Annotated in this window: 13 protein-coding genes and 5 pseudogenes; 6 read left to right on the forward strand and 12 right to left on the reverse strand. The window is 52.3% G+C overall.

Annotation, left to right across the window (positions count from 1 at the left end; translation table 11 throughout):
• A pseudogene (locus tag ACZAHD_RS15620) lies at positions 1-558 on the reverse strand (NADP-dependent oxidoreductase); the annotation flags it as partial.
• Positions 559-624: 66 nt separating this feature from the next.
• Positions 625-1,200 (reverse strand): helix-turn-helix domain-containing protein, encoded by a 576-nt coding sequence (locus ACZAHD_RS15625; protein WP_462457587.1) that lies wholly within the window; start codon positions 1,198-1,200, stop codon positions 625-627.
• 209 nt (positions 1,201-1,409) lie between these two features.
• Between ACZAHD_RS15625 and ACZAHD_RS15630 the strand changes: the two genes are divergently transcribed.
• Both ACZAHD_RS15630 and ACZAHD_RS15635 read left to right on the forward strand, forming a co-directional pair.
• A complete protein-coding gene (locus ACZAHD_RS15630; RefSeq protein WP_462457588.1) occupies positions 1,410-1,928 on the forward strand; it encodes an N-acetyltransferase family protein in 519 nt (172 codons plus the stop codon).
• Positions 1,925-2,374, forward strand: coding sequence for a DMT family transporter (locus ACZAHD_RS15635; RefSeq protein WP_462457589.1), 450 nt, complete (start codon positions 1,925-1,927; stop codon positions 2,372-2,374). The genes ACZAHD_RS15630 and ACZAHD_RS15635 overlap by 4 nt, the downstream gene beginning before the upstream one ends.
• Positions 2,375-2,383: 9 nt before the next feature.
• Here the strand turns inward: ACZAHD_RS15635 and ACZAHD_RS15640 are convergent, their stop codons facing one another.
• Positions 2,384-2,617, reverse strand: a complete 234-nt coding sequence (locus tag ACZAHD_RS15640; protein ID WP_462457590.1) for a YdcY family protein — start codon at positions 2,615-2,617, stop codon at positions 2,384-2,386.
• A gap of 16 nt (positions 2,618-2,633) precedes the next feature.
• The gene (locus ACZAHD_RS15645) at positions 2,634-4,232 is read right to left on the reverse strand and encodes an ABC transporter substrate-binding protein (RefSeq protein WP_462457591.1); all 1,599 of its coding nucleotides are present in this window, start codon (positions 4,230-4,232) and stop codon (positions 2,634-2,636) included.
• 262 nt (positions 4,233-4,494) lie between these two features.
• Between ACZAHD_RS15645 and ACZAHD_RS15650 the strand changes: the two genes are divergently transcribed.
• Positions 4,495-5,928, forward strand: a complete 1,434-nt coding sequence (locus ACZAHD_RS15650; protein ID WP_462457592.1) for an aldehyde dehydrogenase — start codon at positions 4,495-4,497, stop codon at positions 5,926-5,928.
• 112 nt (positions 5,929-6,040) lie between these two features.
• On the opposite strand, the gene ACZAHD_RS15655 is transcribed toward ACZAHD_RS15650, so the two are convergent.
• Positions 6,041-6,811 (reverse strand): alpha/beta fold hydrolase, encoded by a 771-nt coding sequence (locus ACZAHD_RS15655; RefSeq protein ID WP_462457593.1) that lies wholly within the window; start codon positions 6,809-6,811, stop codon positions 6,041-6,043.
• Positions 6,812-6,882: 71 nt separating this feature from the next.
• A complete protein-coding gene (locus ACZAHD_RS15660; RefSeq protein ID WP_004861568.1) occupies positions 6,883-7,056 on the reverse strand; it encodes a GhoT/OrtT family toxin in 174 nt (57 codons plus the stop codon).
• Positions 7,057-7,246: 190 nt separating this feature from the next.
• Between ACZAHD_RS15660 and yncL the strand changes: the two genes are divergently transcribed.
• Both yncL and ACZAHD_RS15670 read left to right on the forward strand, forming a co-directional pair.
• Complete coding sequence (yncL, locus tag ACZAHD_RS15665; protein ID WP_004861562.1) at positions 7,247-7,339, forward strand: stress response membrane protein YncL; 93 nt, start codon at positions 7,247-7,249, stop codon at positions 7,337-7,339.
• Between the two features lie 1,682 nt (positions 7,340-9,021).
• Entirely contained in the window at positions 9,022-10,794 is a 1,773-nt protein-coding gene (locus tag ACZAHD_RS15670; RefSeq protein ID WP_462457594.1) for a sensor domain-containing phosphodiesterase, read from the forward strand.
• A 1,191-nt stretch (positions 10,795-11,985) separates the two neighbouring features.
• On the opposite strand, the pseudogene ACZAHD_RS15675 reads toward ACZAHD_RS15670, so the two are convergent.
• From ACZAHD_RS15675 to ACZAHD_RS15700, 6 genes and pseudogenes are all read right to left on the reverse strand, one after another.
• A pseudogene (locus ACZAHD_RS15675) lies at positions 11,986-12,904 on the reverse strand (IS5 family transposase).
• Positions 12,905-13,030: 126 nt separating this feature from the next.
• Entirely contained in the window at positions 13,031-13,732 is a 702-nt protein-coding gene (locus ACZAHD_RS15680) for a DUF2931 family protein (protein WP_462457595.1), read from the reverse strand.
• Between the two features lie 10 nt (positions 13,733-13,742).
• Positions 13,743-15,431 carry a T6SS phospholipase effector Tle1-like catalytic domain-containing protein gene (locus ACZAHD_RS15685; protein WP_462457596.1) on the reverse strand — a complete coding sequence of 563 codons (1,689 nt, stop codon included), beginning with the start codon at positions 15,429-15,431 and terminating at the stop codon, positions 13,743-13,745.
• A 229-nt stretch (positions 15,432-15,660) separates the two neighbouring features.
• Positions 15,661-15,906, reverse strand: a pseudogene (locus ACZAHD_RS15690) (DUF4158 domain-containing protein); the annotation flags it as partial.
• A gap of 107 nt (positions 15,907-16,013) precedes the next feature.
• Positions 16,014-16,483, reverse strand: a pseudogene (gene tnpA / locus ACZAHD_RS15695) (IS200/IS605 family transposase).
• 128 nt (positions 16,484-16,611) lie between these two features.
• A pseudogene (locus ACZAHD_RS15700) lies at positions 16,612-16,797 on the reverse strand (hypothetical protein); the annotation flags it as partial.
• A 1,044-nt stretch (positions 16,798-17,841) separates the two neighbouring features.
• Here ACZAHD_RS15700 and ACZAHD_RS15705 point away from each other — a divergent pair.
• Positions 17,842-17,946, forward strand: coding sequence for a small membrane protein (locus ACZAHD_RS15705; protein WP_462457597.1), 105 nt, complete (start codon positions 17,842-17,844; stop codon positions 17,944-17,946).
• The last annotated feature ends 375 nt before the right edge of the window (positions 17,947-18,321 follow it).

An 18,321-nucleotide genomic window follows, 5' to 3' on the forward strand; every position in this document is an offset into this window, starting at 1 on the left:
CTTCTCGCTGCCCCCGGCAATCCCCACCGTGCGACAACCTTTTAGTTTGGCGATTTGTCCAACCGTACCGCCAACCGGCCCGGTAGCCGCGGCCACTACCAGCGTTTCCCCCGCCTTCGGCTGACCGATATCCAGCAGCCCCATATAGGCCGTAAAACCAGGCATGCCAAGGATACCGAGCGCCCACGAAGGGTGTTCCGGATGCTCGCCCAGCTTGACCAGCCCGCGGCCATCGGAGAGTTCAAAATCCTGCCAGCCGCCGTAGCTCAGCACCCACTCTCCCGGTGTAAAGTCAGCGTGGTCAGACGCTTCAACGCGACTCACCGTTCCACCGACCATCACGGCGCCTATGGCAACCGGGGGCGAGTAGGACGGCGCATCGCTCATGCGCCCACGCATATAGGGGTCTAACGAGAGATAAACCGTACGCAGAAGCACCTGCCCGGGACCGGGTGTCGGGGTATCGCTCTCTTCCAGACGGAAATTCTCCCCTGTCGGCTCGCCATGCGGGCGAGAAGCCAGCACCCAGCGGCGGTGACGTTGCGGATGAAAAGCCATAGCAAACTCCTTCTTTTTTAAGACCTGTTCTGAGGCTAGTCGCAATTGCCGTCACGCACATTGGCATTATGAGGCAGATTGATTTAATCGCACGACCAGATAGGTGCACGATGCGCTGGACTCATTGATAAAACGGCAGTCGTTAGGCGGCCCCAGCTCGAGACAATCGCCGGCCCGCATCTCATGCCGGGTCGCGCCCTCAATAAAAACCAGCTCCCCCTGTTGCAGCCAGATCAACTGACGCGCCAGTGCGTAGGAGGCGGCAGGCATCGGCACATCGCTGCCCGCCGGCAGCTCCACCTGCACCAGATCGATAGGCAGATCGCTGCGCGGCGAAACGTGACGCCGTAAATAGTGGCTTTGCGGATCGCGCCATACCGGCTGCTGGGCAAAGCGCAGCAGTTTACCTTCCTGCATTTCCGCTCGGGCAATCAGCGTCGACATACTGATCCCGAAAGCACCAGACAGCCGCCCGAGCATTGATGCCGTCGGACTACTTTCACCGCGTTCGATCTTGTGGATCATCGCGCGTGAGGCGCCGGCGCGCTCGGCCAGTTCGCTGAGCGACCAGCCGCGAGATTCGCGCTCGATGCGGATTCGAGCGCTAATGCGCTGATTCATATTGTCTTCAATAGTATTCATAGCGTAGTACTATAGTGTATGATCCTCTCTCAGACAAGGCGACGCCAGGCAAAGCCTACGCCATCTATCCGGACACGCCAATCCGCATACATCGGCCCACAGACCACAGGCCATGCTAAATTTGTTGCTAAAACAGATGACAGCATTGCGTACATTATTGTAATAATATTGTACTACTATAGTGTACAGAGATGGAGTTGAGGTTTGCTATGACCATTCGTTATGCCAGCAAAGAAGATTGCGCGGCGATTGCCGAAATTTACAACCACGCGGTGCTACACACCGCCGCCATCTGGAATGACAAAACCGTCGATACCGAAAATCGCATCGCCTGGTATGAAGGCCGTCAGCTGGCAGGCTACCCGGTTCTGGTGAGTGAAGAAAACGGCGTCGTCACCGGCTATTCTTCGTTTGGCGACTGGCGCGCATTTGACGGCTTTCGCCATACCGTCGAACATTCAGTCTACGTTCATCCCGATCATCAAGGTAAAGGATTAGGCCGCAGCCTGCTGGTGGCACTGATTAAGGAAGCCCGTCGCCTGAACAAACATGTCATGGTCGCCGGTATCGAAGCGAAAAACCAGGCTTCTTTACATCTGCACGAAACGCTCGGCTTTGTAACCACCGGGCAGATGCCTCAGGTCGGCACAAAATTTGGCCGCTGGCTGGATCTGACCTTCATGCAGCTCCAGCTCGACGATCGTCACGATCCGGATGCCAGCGCATGAACGCTTCTCTGACCCTCGCCAGTCTGATTGCCGCAGGCGTCGGGCTGGTCGTGCAAAATACGCTGATGGTACGTATTACGCAGTCCACCTCGACAATACTCATTGCAATGCTGCTGAACTCGTTGGTCGGGATTGTGATTTTCGTTACCATCCTACTCCTGCGCCACGGTGCGGCGGGCTTTCAGGAGCTGGCACTCAGCATAAAATGGTGGACGCTGATTCCAGGATTGCTGGGGTCGTTTTTTGTCTTCGCCAGCATCAGCGGCTATCAGAACGTTGGCGCGGCCACCACCATTGCCGTGCTGGTTGCCAGCCAACTGGTGGGGGGATTAGCGATGGATATTATTCGCGCTCACGGCGTGCCGTGGCGGGCGTTGCTGGGGCCGCTGTGCGGCGCAGTCATGCTGGTGGCAGGCGCCTGGCTGGTTGCCAGACGCCAGTTTTAGCGCGGAATATCAGAGAATGGCGCCGCCTTTATTTAATTGCTCGCGGCGCGCTTCTTGCTCTTCAGCCTGCTGACGGCCGTGATGAGCAATCGTGGTCCGTAAACGCTGCTGCTGGGTAAAGCGTTCGTCGCGGCTCAGCTCAGCATCGTCACTCAGCGCCACCAGCAGTTCGTTCATATGAGGAATCACCCCCTCGGCAATCGCCGCGTCGACGCGGGCGATAACGTCATCCAGATGTGCCATGTGTGCTCCTTTCGGCTTAGTTCAATTTAACCTTCGAAAAATCGCTCCCCATCAGGCTCACGCTATAGCCGCTGACGTTGCTGCGCGTGGCGTAGAAGGTTTTCCCGGTCGCCAGGGTAATCCATGGTGCCTGCTGATAAAAGATCTCTTGCGCCTGACCATATAGCGCGGCGCGTTGCTGCGTATCGCTGACCAGGATCGCTTTTTTGACCAGCGCGTCATACGACTTATCGCACCAGCGGGCAACGTTGGACCCGGTCTTGATATTATCGCAGCTCAGCAATGTCCCGGCAAAGTTGTCCGGGTCGCCATTATCCGACATCCAGCCAAACAGGGCGCTGTCGTGTTCGCCTTTACGCATGCCGGAGAGATATTCTCCCCACTCATAGGTGACGATTTTGGCCTTGATGCCCACTTTGCTCCAGTCATTCTGAATCATTTCGGCAATGCGGCGCGAGTTAGGGTTGTAGGGGCGCTGTACCGGCATTGACCACAAGGTCACCTCCGCCCCTTTTTCCAGCCCGGCCTGCTTCAGCAGCGCTTTGGCCTTTTGCGGATCGTAGTCGTAATCCGGCAGATCTTTCTTATAACCAAGCATATTCGCCGGCAGCGGAGATTTGGCCACCACGCCAGAATCCATAAACACCGCGTTGACGATGGCCTGTTTGTCGGTGGCATAGTTCAGCGCCTGACGTACCAGAACGTTATCAAACGGTTTTTTCTCGGTATTAAACGCCAGATAGCCGACGTTCAGTGCTTCAACAGCATGCAGCGCCAGATCTTTATTGCCCTTGATAGCGGCGAACTGTACCGGCGATGGCGCCGGGATAATCTGACATTCGTTGGTTTGCAACTTCGCCAGACGGGTCTCGACATTCGGGGTGATGGAGAAAATCAGATGTTTTGTCGGCACGTCACCTTCCCAATAATGCGGGTTGGCAATGTAGCGGATGAGCGAATCGACTTTATACTGCTGAAGCGCATACGGTCCGGTGCCAATAGGCCAGGTATCAACATACTCCGGCGTGCCTTTCTTCATCATAGCATCGGCGTATTCCGCAGACAGTATTGAGGCAAAATCCATTCCCCAGTCAGCGAGGAAGGCCGCATTCGGTTCCGCCAGCACGAACTGGACATGATAATCATCGACCTTTTTCACCTCTTTAATCAGCTTATCCAGCCCGACATCGTGAAAATATTCATAGTTGCCTTGCGAAACATTATGGTACGGATGTTTTGCATCCTGCTGACGCAGCACGGAGAAAAGAACGTCATCGGCGTTAAAATCGCGGGTTGGCGTAAAGTACTTATTGCTGTTGAACTTCACTCCTTTACGCAGGGTAAAGGTCCAGGTCTTGCCATCCGGCGACACGGTCCACGCAGTGGCCAGCGAAGGGATCGGCGTGTTTTTAAGCGGATCGAAAGTGATCAGGCGGTTATAGAGCACCTGCGAGCTGGCCACAAACGAGGGGCCGGAACTGGCAATCTGCGGGTTAAATGATTCTGGCGATGCTTCGGAGCAATAGATCAACGTATCGTTACCGGTCGCCCACGCGGCACCAGCCGGCAGTAAAGTGCTTAACGCCAGCGCAATCAACGTTTTCCTGGTCAACATGGTTATAAACCTTATCAATTTGTTATAAGTGCTCTTATAACAACACAGCAGCATTCAACCGGCAAATAATCAATTGGTATCAGGTTATGCTGAAAGTGCTGTTTTTGCCGAATTATTCTCCATACCGGGCTAGAAGGCTGAAGTTGTGAACTACTTATAAAAGCAGAAAAAAAACGTGCGATAACCGCCCTACCTGCCCCACACGTTCCCATAGCCCGATACACTCGGAAAACGGCAGAACGCAGCACAACGAGGTTTTCCCATGACAATAACCTGCAACTTATATACCCATGGCCAGTGGCATGATGCTGAAGGCCTGGCCACCTTTACCCGCACGAATCCGCTGAGCGAACAGCCCGCGTCCATCGCATCGGCTGCGAGCCTAGCCGATGCCCGACGCAGCGTCGAAGCCGCCGCTGCCGCCTTCCCGCAATGGCGCGATACCGCCCCCGCCGAACGTCGTCGCCTGCTGCTGGAGGCAGCAGAGCAAATGCAGCGTCGTGAAGCAAAATTCATCGCCGCAATGTCGGCTGAGACGGGCGCGACGGCGCACTGGGCGGTCTTTAACGTTCAGCTGGCTGCCGACATTTTGCGTGAAGCCGCTGGCCTCACTACCCAGATTGAGGGACAGATTATTCCATCGAATGTACCGGGCAATCTGGCCATGGCCGTCCGTCAGGGGGCTGGCGTAGTACTGGGGATGGCGCCGTGGAATGCGCCGCTGATCCTCGCCACGCGCGCGATTGCGACGCCGTTAGCCTGCGGGAATACGGTGATCCTCAAAGGGGCGGAAATGTCACCTGCCAGTCAGGCGCTGATTATTGATGCGCTGGCTGCAGCCGGATTACCGGACGGTGTCGTGAACTATCTCACCTGCGCGCCAGCGGATGCGCCCGCGCTGGTGGAGTCTGTTATTGCCCATCCGGCGGTGCGCCGCGTTAACTTTACTGGCTCCACGCCGGTTGGCCGCATTATCGCCCGGACCTGCGGGCAGTATCTGAAACCGGCGGTGCTTGAACTTGGTGGCAAAGCGCCGCTGCTGGTCCTCGACGATGCAGATCTCGAACAAGCGGTGGCTGGCGCCCTCTTTGGCGCATTCGCTAACGCCGGGCAGATCTGTATGTCGACCGAGCGCATTATCGTCGACCAATCGATAGCCGAGGCTTTTATCACTCTACTCAGTCGCCGTGCGGCTACGTTGCCTTCCGGGCTGATGGGGCCGGTTGTCGATATGAAAACCGTCACACGCTGCAATGAACTCATCGATGACGCGCTGGCAAAAGGGGCCCGCCTTTTAACCGGTGGTAAAGCCGACACAACGCAGATGCGCGCCACGCTGCTTGATGGAGTGACCCGCAGTATGCGGATATGGCAGGAAGAATCCTTCGGCCCGGTAAAAGCCATTATTCGGGTGCAGAACGAGCAGGAAGCGCTGGCGGTAGCCAACGAAAGTGAATACGGGCTCTCCTCGGCGGTATACAGCCGCGACACCGCCCGGGCGTGGAACGTAGCACAGGGGCTGCAAACCGGCATTTGCCACATTAATGGCCCCACTGTACACGATGAAGCACAAATGCCGTTTGGCGGCTGCAAAGCTTCCGGTTACGGGCGCTTTGGTGGTCGCGCAGGCATTGCCGAATTTACCGAACTGCGTTGGATAACGCTACAGACCAGCCCGCGCGAACTGCCATTTTAACCTTCAGGCCGGGCAGACAACGGTGTTCCCGCTGAAGGCGATCGCCATCGGTATGCCACCAATGGCCGATTGTCATCCACGCGGTCAGGAAAACGTTTCACCACGTTAATATTTAGACGTTGGCCTGAGCGGGAGCGAAAAATTGTGCCATGCAATCAGCCAGCGCAACGGGATTCTCCCAGGCCATCGAGTGGCCCGCCTCCGGCACCATCAGCAGCGGAATACCGGCGGCGACAGCGTCGTCGGCTTCCTGAGCCGGAAGCGAGAGCTCACCATAGATCAGCGCCTTGCGACAGGATAATTGCTGAAAACGTGCGAACCATGATGGCGACACCCCGTCAACCAGACTGCGGGCCCCTCGCCATACTGCCCTGGGAGAGCTGTTTTGCAGACACCCGGCCCAGGGAGACGTTTCTGCTGCCAGCAGATCGGCGAAGCCCTGCGCGACAAACCCCGTTTCCGCCTGGGCGACGATAGCCCGGCTGTACATGCCGCCACCGGCATAAAAATTGGGTTCAGAGACCAGAAGGGCCTCGACGCGGTGGCCCAGAAGCTCAGCCGCTTCAATGGCAATACTGCCGCCCATGCTATGCCCGAACAGAGAGCAGTGGGTCAGTTGCAGACGGTCAAGCAGCTCCACAACAACCCGCGCCTGTTCACCGGTGCCATAGCCAAATGCCTCGGGTTTGTCGCTATAGCCAAAGCCAGGCAGGTCGAGCAGCACAGCCCGCAGGCCGAGAAACGCCGGTTCGGTCACCACTCGCGGATAATCATAAGAGGATGCGCAACCCAGCCCGTGAATAAAGATCACCGGGTCGCCGTGCCCATGGAAATCGAACCAGCGCACGGTCGCGCCAGCGAATGAGGAATAATAGCTATTCATATGGTTTTCCCGCCCATCGTTACTGTGTTTTTATACAGCAACAGAGTGACGGGTGCCATCGCTTTATGCTGTCAGAATAAAGACACCAGCAGCGCCATCGGAAAGCTAAACGGCCAGGTGGCTCCGATCAGCAGCGCCGCCAGCAGGCGAATCAAACGGCTTTCTTTGGTCAGAAACCAGCTAATGATCGCACAAATACATCCCATAACTGCATAAAAAACCAGCATTTTCTGGTATAAGGTCATTCTTATTCCTTCCCTGATAAGCCTCATTATGATAGGGAGATGAGTGGCACCAGGAGTGCGACACAGTCCGCAAAATCACACAATGCGCAGCGCGCTTAATCAGCGGAAAACAACCAATTCATCCTTATCTGATAGCACTTCCTTTTTCCTCGTACTATACCTGTAGAGGCTTACTCATAAAGGTGGCGTTATGGATGTTTCCAGCAAAACCGTAATTCTGATTAATGTCGGCGTAGCATTCGCGCTTATCAGCCTGTTATCTGTTCGTTTTGGTTGGTTTTAGTGGTTGTATTCAGCAATGAAACCTAAAAAGCAGCCTCCGTGGGCTGCTTTTTTACGATTTAATCGCGTCGGTGTTATCCGCGCGGGTCTGAGACTGTCGCGCAGAAATAGCCTTTATATTTTCAGGGTTATAGCCGGGCAGCAGATTAATTTTTTCATTATCCCACTCCGCCGCCGTGCAAATGGCCTCGCTGACCCCCTGCTGTTCACAAAGACTAATACGCCGGGCAGGTAAATGACCGTACAGTATTGCCGTAACGCAGGCCACTGACAGAAAAAAACTATCTTCTTCAAAACAAGAACAACGTCAAAGTAACAAACTATGACAAATGTTCGCATGAGCCAGCTAGTAAAGTCAAACCACAACATCCTTGTCCCCCTGACTGCCGCGGCGAGACAGGTTTTTTAACCTTTGCTCCACACCATATCATCGTTCAAAAAAATGCCCTGCCGACACCTTTCATTTTTCACCTTTAACCTCAGTAAGTTATTGGGCAATAGGCACAAGTTATCGTCATTTACTTTCATGGAAAAAATCTGACAGCTGAAAATATAAAGGGGATAAATGCCTGGTACTTGACATGATGTTACGAAATTACATTCTTAACTCATATTTTAATTTTACTCATTTATTTTGGGTGGTCTCTGTCAGTAATTATTATGGCACTGCTATTGCTGGTAATTGCAGCGTATAATATTGTTTCTCACATTCGCGACCGTCGCCAGTCTGGGTCTGGGTTACCGACTAAAAAATCAAGTGAAAGAATTACGCGCGCCTGACAACATCATACGGATACGCCAGAAAAAATTTTGCTCGCAGGGATCTCATCGCGACAAATAACACCACAATTCATACGGGAAACATTCCAGCATCTCTTCACCTTTCTCTTACCTGTTGCACCTACGTTTCACGCCCACAAAAAAGCCCCTGTTTTTAATACAGGGGCTTTTTTGTGGATTAACGGCAGCGACGGATAGTTAATCTGGCTTGTTTCTCTGTCTGTCCGCGCTGAGCGGTATGTTACGCACCCCACCCGGCGCTTATCTCCGGCACTCATTGTGGCTTAGCTCTTGAAGGGGCATAAGAATAATCTCATATTTCTCTGCCTCTGTTTTAGCAATAACTGCCATTGCGACTATTAGCATGCTAATGCATTCGGTGGGTGATTATCTCATTCGTAACAAGCTGACGCCCAGGGCGCGTCGATATTCACGACCGCCAGCCACGAGTATTCGTGCCGGAGGCTAACGAGGAATGGATAAGGCGAATGTTGGCGAGAAAGAGGTAGCAAAGATAATCACTGATGGTGCGCGGTCAGTGGACCATTTCACCTGATCCCCTGTATTGCGCGCCTGGAAGAATGTGAAAGATGAAGGGGCGGAATTAAGTGGGCCTGTCGAGCCAATATCTTGCTCCGTATAGCCTTCCTATCTTTCGAGATGTACATAGCGGACGCTCATCTTCAACGTACGTTATTTAACCGCAAGCAGATCACCGCCGTACGGTAAAGTTCTCCAGGCGATGCCTGGCTGGCGATATTTTCGCAGACAATTAATGGAAAACATTCTAATGTGATGCGATAAAGCTGGCAATGGCGCCAATATTAATACCGGTCGTTATTATAGACACACACAATTAGTGAGTTGGAACGACCAAAAATTTACTGCACCGGGAGGATTTAAATGTTAACTGATCTCAGCAGCGATGAAAGTAAAAAACGCGCAGCGATTGATCTGTTGAAAAATCCCGACGAGGGGCGGGACACAGCGTTAAAAAAGTATACTCATCTGGCCTGCCAATTGCTGAAAATACCAATGTGCTTTATCTCGATTCTTGATGGTGAAAAGCAATACATCAAGTCCGCTGAGAATATCATAGTCACGGAAAGCATCCTGAGCGGAGCATTTTGCGAACAGACCTTGAACCAGGGCGAAACTTTCATTTGTCCTGATACACACCAGCACCCCGCCCTGCATTGCAATCCGGCGGTCAGAGAAGCCCCATTCATTCGCTTTTACGCGGCATGCCCGCTTACAACCCGTGATGAGGTGTCCGTGGGTACCTTGTGTATCCTGGATACTCGCCCGAGGACACTTTCAGATGAACAGATCGATATTTTTGAAACGCTGGCCGAGTTGATATCGGATTTCCTGGCCTCCTGGCATTCTGTCGGTTATATCGATGTTGTCACGCTTTTACCCAATCGTCAGCGGCTGCTAAAGGACATTGAGGTTTCGGCGGCGGATACCTTCAGGCTCGTCATCATTGACTGCATCGATATGCCATTCGCCTACGAGATGGCCCGTTCATTGGGGATGATTGCCGTAGAAAATCTACTTCGTGACATGACTGCCGAGCTCAAGGCACGCCTGCCTCTGGCAGACAAACTTTATACTGTGGCGGTTGGACGATTTGCCTTTTTAATCCCTATGCATATGGCTCTGTCATTGGAAAGTATCGCTCAACGTCTTCAGGGAACCCAGGCCAGGATCAACCCGGAAGTTCCTATTGATTTGCATATTCACATGGGTGACTCCGGCGTTTGTGATAACACCCTGACGCCGAATGAAATTCTGCGTCGTGCAGTTAGCGCGTTGCATGAAGCGATAAGTCAGGGACACCGTTTGACGACCTATAATGACGTGCTGGATACCCTCAAGAAGAGAGATTTCAGCCTTCTGACCGAACTAAGAAAAACGCTACAGGGAAATCATGGATTATATCTGGTCTATCAGCCGAAAATCTCACTGCTGACGGGGCGGGTAACGGGTGCTGAAGCACTGATAAGATGGAAGCATCCTACAAACGGTGAAGTGCTGCCTGGAGAATTTATTCCTCTGGTCGAAAAGACCAGCCTGATGCGTGAACTCACAGCCTGGATTATCGATCACGCCATCGTGCAACTGAGTGCCTGGCGGGATCGCGGGCTTTCTCTGCCCGTATCAATTAATCTGGCTGCCGGTGATTTTTCTCGACCAGATTTCGCTGAAGAGCTAGAACAGAAATTGCGGGATGCGTGTCTTGATCCAACGCTACTGGGGCTGGAGTGTCTGGAGACTGAGATGATGCTTGAAAGTCCGGCCGCACTTAACGGGCTGGACATGCTCAAAAAACGCGGATTTAAAATTTCTCTGGATGACTTTGGTTCCGGATACAGCAACATTAATTACCTGCGGCAAATTCCACTGGACATAATCAAACTCGACCGATCTATTGTGAGTAATATTGTCAGCGAAAAAACCAGTCGGATTATTGTCCGCAATGTTATCAGACTTCTTAAGCAGCTTGATTACGTCGTCCTGGCCGAAGGCGTTGAGGATGTCAAAACAGTTGATATTTTACGAAGCCTGGGTTGCGATGAGGTTCAGGGATATTTTTATGCCAGACCGATGGTCTCTGTTGATTTTGAAGCATGGTATCACAGCAGAAACGAAGCACTGGAAAAGATTTCCTGACGAGCACGAATAGTCAGAAAAAGTAGCTGGCCAACGACAGGCCGACCTTACAGGTCTGGCCTGAGTACGGTTTTGCACGATGCATAAAGTGAGTTCACATCGCAGAGTTCAAACATCTCAGCCAACCGATTCACGCCGAATAAATCAAACGTATCTTCGCTCCCCGCCACCATTGGGGAATAGATACTATGCATTGGCTCAAGGCGGGTCTAAGGGTGATACTGTAATTTCTTACAGCGAATCCTCCGTCTAGTGCAACATATCGGTGTCAGCTATCAATTTTTGGCATAATCGAATGCGTATTGATGACAAGGGTAAGGTAAGTCTGAAAGTGTTTCCCGTGCTTAACCGTTTGATGGTTTTGCGAACAGAACGAAGATAAAATTTTGCCGCTATGGAACTGCCTCCATAGTAAATTGCTCACCTGCAAGCTCTTGCATACGGTTCGCAGGTGAGCAGCCTTATTTGCAAACCGTTAAAATCGACCGCGGCCACCGACAGGCAGTAGGCTTTTATGATGGCAAACGACAGCAACTTCGGCGCGCTGCCAGGGTATTACCGATCGGTAAAAAAATCCCCCGGAGGCACACCGGGGGGAAGTAATTCATAACATTATTGCTGTGTGCGTCTTTGCGCATGGGATATCCTCTAAGAAAATTCCTGGAGTTTCCAGATATTTCTGGTCTGAACAGTTACCGCTTGGATCGGCGCTATCCTTTGCTATTTATCTCAATTGCCGTTAACGGGAACACGACGCGTCCAGCATCAGCGCTCAGCAGAGTGATCCTGCAAGCCCCCTTTTTCCAGCCGCCTCCGCCGCAGGCAATGCGAAGAGCAACCATGTTCACTGAGCGTCGTATAGCACCCAGCGACCTATCTTCATACCAGCAGCGCTACAAAAATTCACGCTAATCTGGCCAGGAATGCGGATCATTATGCTTTTTCCCGGTATCAGCACCGGGTTAACGGGAGCGGTGTACAAGGATTTTCGGCCTCTGCGCAAGCGCCCGGCGATTGGGTTATGAACCATCGCCGGTGGGACCTGTGTAGGCCTAAGGGAGCGAAGCTGCAAAATGCGACATATTAAAAAATATTGAAGTTTAACCCATCAAAACAATCAGATTGATGCTCAAAAGGGCTTTGTTGAATAAATCAGATTCCGGGTGAGCCTCTCTGTAGTCGGTTGGGTTTTCAGGCAATTCGCACGCTTTCTGGCATACCCGCCTTCGTCATTTTGTTCAGTGCGCGCGCCATAGCCAGTGCCTCTGCAACCTGACCATTGTAGTCACGCAATGTCAGTGAACCACCGAACAGCTGTTTTATCCTGTACATGGCCGTTTCCGCTATTGAGCGCCGGTTGTAATCTGTTGTCCATTTCCACCGGGCATTGCTCCCGCTCAGTCGCTGGTTCGCAACAGCACGGTTGCGGTCTGCGTACTCAGCAGGCCAGTAACCTGCTCCCTTTCGCGGAGGGATAAGGGCACTGATTTTCTTACGACGTAATTCATCGTGACATAACCGGGTGTCGTAAGCGCCGTCCGCAGCGGCTGACCTTATTTTTCGGTGGGTCTGGATTAACTCGGGGAATGCCTCTGAGTCCGTCACGTTATTCAGCGACAGGTCCGCGCAGATGATTTCATGTGTGTTGCTGTCAACTGCCAGATGGAGCTTCCGCCAGGTACGCCGCCGTTCTTTGCCGTGTTTTTTGACTTTCCACTCGCCTTCACCGAAGACCTTCAGCCCGGTGGAGTCAATCACTGGATGCGCGATTTCACCGCGGGCAGGCGTTTTGAAGCTGACACTGACCGATTTTGCCCGCTTACTGACGCTGCTGTATCAGGACTGCGAAGCGGAACGCCCATCAGGGCAAAAATGGAATCAATAAAGCCCTGAGCGGCCCGCAGGGTGAGCCGGAATACACGTTTAATCACCAGGACAGTCGTGATGGCAAGGTCAGAATAGCGCTGGGGTCGTCCCCGTGATGAAGAGGGGCTGACTCATACCAGGCCTGAATAGCCTCATCATCCAGCCAGAAAGTCATGGAGCCCCGGTTGATAAGGGCTTTACTGTAAGTGCGCCAATTGGTTATCCTGAACTTCTGCTTTGCCACGGGAATGCCTGTCTTGTCAGGGGATGTGTGATCTGATCCTTCAACTCAGCAAAAGTTCGATTTATTCAACAAAGCCGCTCAAAAGGATCTCGAGAATATCCTTTTGATTTTTCTGATCGTTACGCCCTACCAGTGACCATACGGATAGGGCTTTCCCTTGATAAAATCGCGGATAAAAGGATCGTAACCATTAGCCTCGATGTAACTGAAATCAATCTGGCTGGGAACGTTTTTACATATCAGCATATCATCTCCCGTCAGGGTGAACTGCCGGGCAGGATGCTGGAGTACAACAGGATCGCCATTATCCTCCAGCCAGACCCGCACGGTCCCTCCCGGTGCCAGTCCGATAATCATATTGTCCCGGTAATACGTCTTTCCCGGCTTATAGGTATCAGGATAGGCTGTCAGCATCTGCTGCCACGTCTCCCGGCTGAACCAGATCTCCGTCTCGTACGCTTTCTTGTCGATAACCGAGTCCCAGCACACCGTCATCCTGACCGGCAGCGCCTTGCCGGTATTAAAATTGGCTGAAAAACCACCTAGGCGCTGGCTCCATTTCCCCACACTGCTCTGGCTGGGTTCCGTCGGATCAAGTCGCCGGAAAATACTTTCCCGAATATCACCGTCCTCCAGATACACCATTGTCACCAGTGCCGGCAGGTTTTTCGGATGGAAAAAATTAAACTGCCAGTGGTCATAAGGCAGCTTCTGCCCCCACTGCTCCACGCCGTCTCCCAGCAGCGTCTTCACGCCTGCCCGGCGGTCATGGCAGCCGGCAACCAGCATCACGCCCAGCACGGTCACAATCAGCGGTAATCGTCTCATCCCTGCCTCCTCAGAACAGTCCGTCCAGCGCGTCCGCGTTCGCCCGCGCCCGGTCTTCCCACTGCTGCTGGTCGTCCATCCGCCACACCGTCCGCACCCAGCCTTTGCCCGGGGCCATCGGCCACATGAACGAGCGCTCGTCCGTCGGCGCATAGTTATTTCGCAGAAAAACCTCTCCCGAGGACAGACTCACCCACAGGCTCAGGTCCGAGTCGATATTCCAGTTCGCCGAACAGTGCAGGTAACGCCCGATGGTCCGCATCTCCTCCGCCGTGAAGCCCTCCGGCTCCGCGCCGCGCCGGACCGCACGCCCCTGAGCTATGGCTTTGTCACACAGGGGAAGCAGTTCTGACGACAGCGCCAGCTCTTTGTTACTGCTGAGTATCGGGGCAAACATAACTCCGGCGTCCTGTGCCGCATCGAGCATCACCCGCAGGCTCACCTTCTCCCAGTCGTTCGGCACCGCCCTGCGCGTCATGAACACCGCCGCGCCCACGTTCTTCTCAAAAATAAACGCCCGCGCCTTGTTCTGATTGACCAGCGGCCACGAAATCATTTTCGTCTCCACCTCACCGTGCGGCATCAGGTACTTCAGCGCCGGCAGCGAGTACAGCGCCTGACGCATCTTCTCCGCCTGACGGTACACCGCCGTCTGCATTTCATCCGCGCTGTCGAGCGTCACCTCAAAGTCCGGCATCGTCAGCAGGGAGATTTCATCCTCTCCTGCGTTATAGCCCCCGCCAATGTCCGAGTGCGCCCCCGGCAGCGCCAGCTCCGGCCACATCCCGGCGATGCTGTTCAGGCTGAAGTTATACCGGCACTCATGCATCGCGCTTATCTGGAACACCTTCTGCGCCACTGAGGGACGCAGCTCGAGGTTGACGCCGGGGTTGCTGCGCCCGTTAACGCCGTAGAAGTTCAGCAGGATCCCGATGGCCGCCACAGTGTCAAACAGCCCCAGAAAGCGCACCTCTCCCGCCAGTTTTCCGTGGTGCCCCGCCATATCCAGCCCGTTATCTATCGCTGCCGCTATCGCCGCGTCCTGGTTCATCACCCGGTTGGCAAAATGCCGGGCTGCCGCCGCACCGCGGCTGAATCCGAACACGTCAAACTGCACCTTCGCGATCGCCACTTTGTCACGGTTAAGTTTGATAAAGCGGGTCAGTTCTGCGCTGATCTTGTCCAGTGCCTCATCGGTCTTCGTCACCACCCCTTCAAACTGCCGGATAAGGCTGCTGCCCAGCGCCTTCCCCAGCATCGAATCACTTTCCCCGTCCGCCGTCCCAATGCCGCTGACATAGGCTTTGACCTGCGCCTCTGTCTCACTGTCGCTGAGTTCATCACTGAGCTGATAAAGATCGAAAAGCCGTGAAATATTAGTGTAACCGCCCTGCCAGCTGGCATTACCCAGTCCGGCTCTGGCGCGCTCTTCATACTTCGCGCACGCCCTGGCACGCTCCTCGCCAACCAGACCGGCGCAATGGGCATATGCCAGCCGCAGATCGTCAGCATTCGCCCGGTTATTCCCCGTTCCGTCAAAGAACACCCCCACCGTCAGCGTTATCCCCCTGACCGGCACCCGTCGGCACTGGACGGTTTTTACGGTCCCGATAGCGCTGGTTCGCAGAGTGCAGTCCCCGATAACTTCATACCGGTAATAACCGGTATCTTCCGGTGCAGCCTTTTCGTCTGTACTCATGGAAAATCCCTTTAGTTTAGATGGTTAATTAATATCCCATCATACCTTAAGCGAAATCAACGCTCTATCTTCAGTACATGATGCAGTTGCCATGCTCAAATGTATGGAGGGGATTGTATCCGCCTGTTCCTGCATATCCTGTAAAGAGCCGTTATATTCCCCCAGGCATGGCGGTTTAATCCGCCAGGCTGGTAGCTTGTACCTTGAGGATAGTTTGTCGGGCAGTGCTGAATTCACGAGCCACGGCACTCACAGTTACAGCCTGCGCGTTTAACGGGAGGATAAACTCGGTTAACCAGGCACTGAGCCGTGCTATATCGGTTTTAGCAGGGAGCCTGATACCCAGATAGCGACGAATTTTTTGTCGGTGCCGCTGAGCCTGCCGCCCCTGAAGCGGGGAGTTTTCAAGAGATACTGAAGTGCATCCGATCTGCCCAGCAATAGCATGTACAACACCTGAAGGTAAATCGGTTAATAAATATCCTCCGGTATAGCCGGAGGTTTTTCAGATGCGCCTATAAGGCTCTGTTACCAGCCGTGCCCTAACAGGCGCATACGATCTAACATTTGCATCTGACTTCGTTACTTACGCCCCGTAAACGGGCTGCCCGGATGAGGGAGCGATAACTGCTCGCCCATTTTATCCTCTTCAAGCTGGTGCTTTATGTATTCCTGTATCTTCGCGGTGTTCTTCCCCACCGTATCTACGTAGTATCCCCGACACCAGAACTCTCTGTTTCTGTATTTGAATTTCACTGCTCATAAAGCATCAGACTGCTTTTCTCTTTCAGATATCCCATAAAGCCAGATACGCTCATTTTGGGCGGGATTTCCACAAGCATATGGATATGATCTGCGCAGCATTCAGCATTCAGCATTCAGCATTCAGCTTCCAGGATCCGTAGGTTTTTCCACTCACACAGCTTTCTTAAGATGCTACCTGTCGCCAGGCGTTTCTCTCCGTAGAACGCTTGTCTTCGGTATTTTGGCGCAAAAATTATGTGATATTTACAGTTCCATCGGGTGTGCGCTAAGCTCTTTTCGTCCCTCATTGGGACCCCCTTTTGATATCTTGTTGAACTTTTGCAGTTGCCAGAACACAAGATGTTTTAACAAATCAAAAGGGGTTTTAATAACTGACTTAAAGCTGAAAGCTTTCCGGCCCCCCCAGCCTAGCTGGGGGGTCTGTGCACAATGATTCAGGGTAATGGCCCTGTACCTGTCGGAATGTTAGTTGAATGGCAAATCCCAGACGCCTTGTATCGGTCATTCCTGGTAACAGGGAAAGCTCATCAGCAAGCAAACGCGGCTCGTCACTGTCATCAAAAGTCTGCTCCGGTGACAACATCACAACCCCCTGAATCATCAATGATTAATCGCTATGAAAACCATTTCACAGGTGAGTGACTTTTTACTCATATCCAGTTCAAAAAAGTCAGATGTCGCATTTTGCAACTTCGCTCCCACCAGGCCGTGTAGGGAAAGCCACCAGATGGATTTAGAACAAAGCAAGGAGTGAGTCACACTCTGGCAGCCAAAATACGCCGGCAGGGAGATCTTCGTGGTTATATGGTGGCAAGAGGGCCTGCTTACGATTTTCCGAGATCTCCTGAAGAATAAAAATACAACTTTTTAATAGTTATTAGCGATAATGACTGAAAAATAAAACAACATAAAACAATATGCCATTTGAGTTGCAGCCCCAATATTTTCTTAGGAATATTCTTAATGTGAGGTATTTTTAAGGGTAACAACATATTTCTGTCACTCACTCTGGGATTGATTTATATGACAAATCTACTCTTTCTGGTCGGGGCTGGGGCACTACTTGTTATATCTGTTGGCTTTTTAATCTCATATATTCGTGACGGGAAAAGGAAAAGAGGGTTGATGAAGCCAAGACGTAGATAAAACGGTAGTTTGTAAAAATCCGGGGAGGTGAAAGTAAGTCTCACTTTTGCTTAGCGCAAGATACCGTATCAGCCCCACCGGGTTCTAATCGGTTCGCCGACCACTGGGTAGCATCTACCGGAAACCATCAGCCCATATGTTAACGTGGGCTCCAGTATGGGTGTGGTGCTGAGTGAGTCATGAAAATTCCATAGCGGCTGCGCGCCCCCTCCTGCATAGGGGGATGCATCGCGGCAATACATTAGGCGACATTAACTTAATCAATATGTTGTAACATCAGGGCACTCTTCTTCCCGCACACGTTATAATGAGCCAGAATTCACCTAATTAATACATATCAAATTATTTCAATATCAATGATAAAAATTTATACAACTCGATAAAATTAAAATGAATTATCAATTAGGATTTTTCTTACACAACCCATACGCTACGCCTCAAGTACAACAAGAATGTCCATACTCTCTTCAGAGGTTACACTCACATGACAGCCATACTGATGATAGCGTTAGCTGTAGTTCTTCTCTTAGTTGCTGTGGGTTTTCTAATTTCTTACATCAAAGAAAGGCGGAAATATAAAGATACCTTTAAAAAAAGGTATTAATGGTTATCCGCTTCGCGATAAGCAGGGGGAGTAGGCTGCTATCACTCCCCTGCTTGTCTCCTGCCGCCTTGCAACACCAGGTCCGGCGCCAACTTATCAATGTTATTACCTGGTATGCTCCGCTTACTGATTCGGATCAACCCGCTATCGTTGTCGCAGATTCAAATTATGGCCCTACTTTGGCGTCACTTTGCATTCAACTGTCAGGCGTAAGTTTGACGTCGTGCTCGGGATTCCCCTCAGAGACTGACTCCGCTGCCATAGATTTACCGGTCACGTTTATCCGGCAGCGTTCTTCATCAGATGAGAAGGTAGTTGCGATATAGACAATCATCAACCAATGCGCCATTGTAAATAAATCATAAAAACAAGCCA

It is taken from the genome of Raoultella sp., assembly GCF_039594335.1.
GTDB lineage: Bacteria > Pseudomonadota > Gammaproteobacteria > Enterobacterales > Enterobacteriaceae > Klebsiella.

Coding starts and splice junctions, on each gene's coding strand:
- ACZAHD_RS15625 (WP_462457587.1), bottom strand. CDS start 1,200: ATGAATACTATTGAAGACAATATGAATCAGCGCATTAGCGCTCGAATC.
- ACZAHD_RS15630 (WP_462457588.1), top strand. CDS start 1,410: ATGACCATTCGTTATGCCAGCAAAGAAGATTGCGCGGCGATTGCCGAA.
- ACZAHD_RS15635 (WP_462457589.1), top strand. CDS start 1,925: ATGAACGCTTCTCTGACCCTCGCCAGTCTGATTGCCGCAGGCGTCGGG.
- ACZAHD_RS15640 (WP_462457590.1), bottom strand. CDS start 2,617: ATGGCACATCTGGATGACGTTATCGCCCGCGTCGACGCGGCGATTGCC.
- ACZAHD_RS15645 (WP_462457591.1), bottom strand. CDS start 4,232: ATGTTGACCAGGAAAACGTTGATTGCGCTGGCGTTAAGCACTTTACTG.
- ACZAHD_RS15650 (WP_462457592.1), top strand. CDS start 4,495: ATGACAATAACCTGCAACTTATATACCCATGGCCAGTGGCATGATGCT.
- ACZAHD_RS15655 (WP_462457593.1), bottom strand. CDS start 6,811: ATGAATAGCTATTATTCCTCATTCGCTGGCGCGACCGTGCGCTGGTTC.
- ACZAHD_RS15660 (WP_004861568.1), bottom strand. CDS start 7,056: ATGACCTTATACCAGAAAATGCTGGTTTTTTATGCAGTTATGGGATGT.
- yncL (WP_004861562.1), top strand. CDS start 7,247: ATGGATGTTTCCAGCAAAACCGTAATTCTGATTAATGTCGGCGTAGCA.
- ACZAHD_RS15670 (WP_462457594.1), top strand. CDS start 9,022: ATGTTAACTGATCTCAGCAGCGATGAAAGTAAAAAACGCGCAGCGATT.
- ACZAHD_RS15680 (WP_462457595.1), bottom strand. CDS start 13,732: ATGAGACGATTACCGCTGATTGTGACCGTGCTGGGCGTGATGCTGGTT.
- ACZAHD_RS15685 (WP_462457596.1), bottom strand. CDS start 15,431: ATGAGTACAGACGAAAAGGCTGCACCGGAAGATACCGGTTATTACCGG.
- ACZAHD_RS15705 (WP_462457597.1), top strand. CDS start 17,842: ATGATAGCGTTAGCTGTAGTTCTTCTCTTAGTTGCTGTGGGTTTTCTA.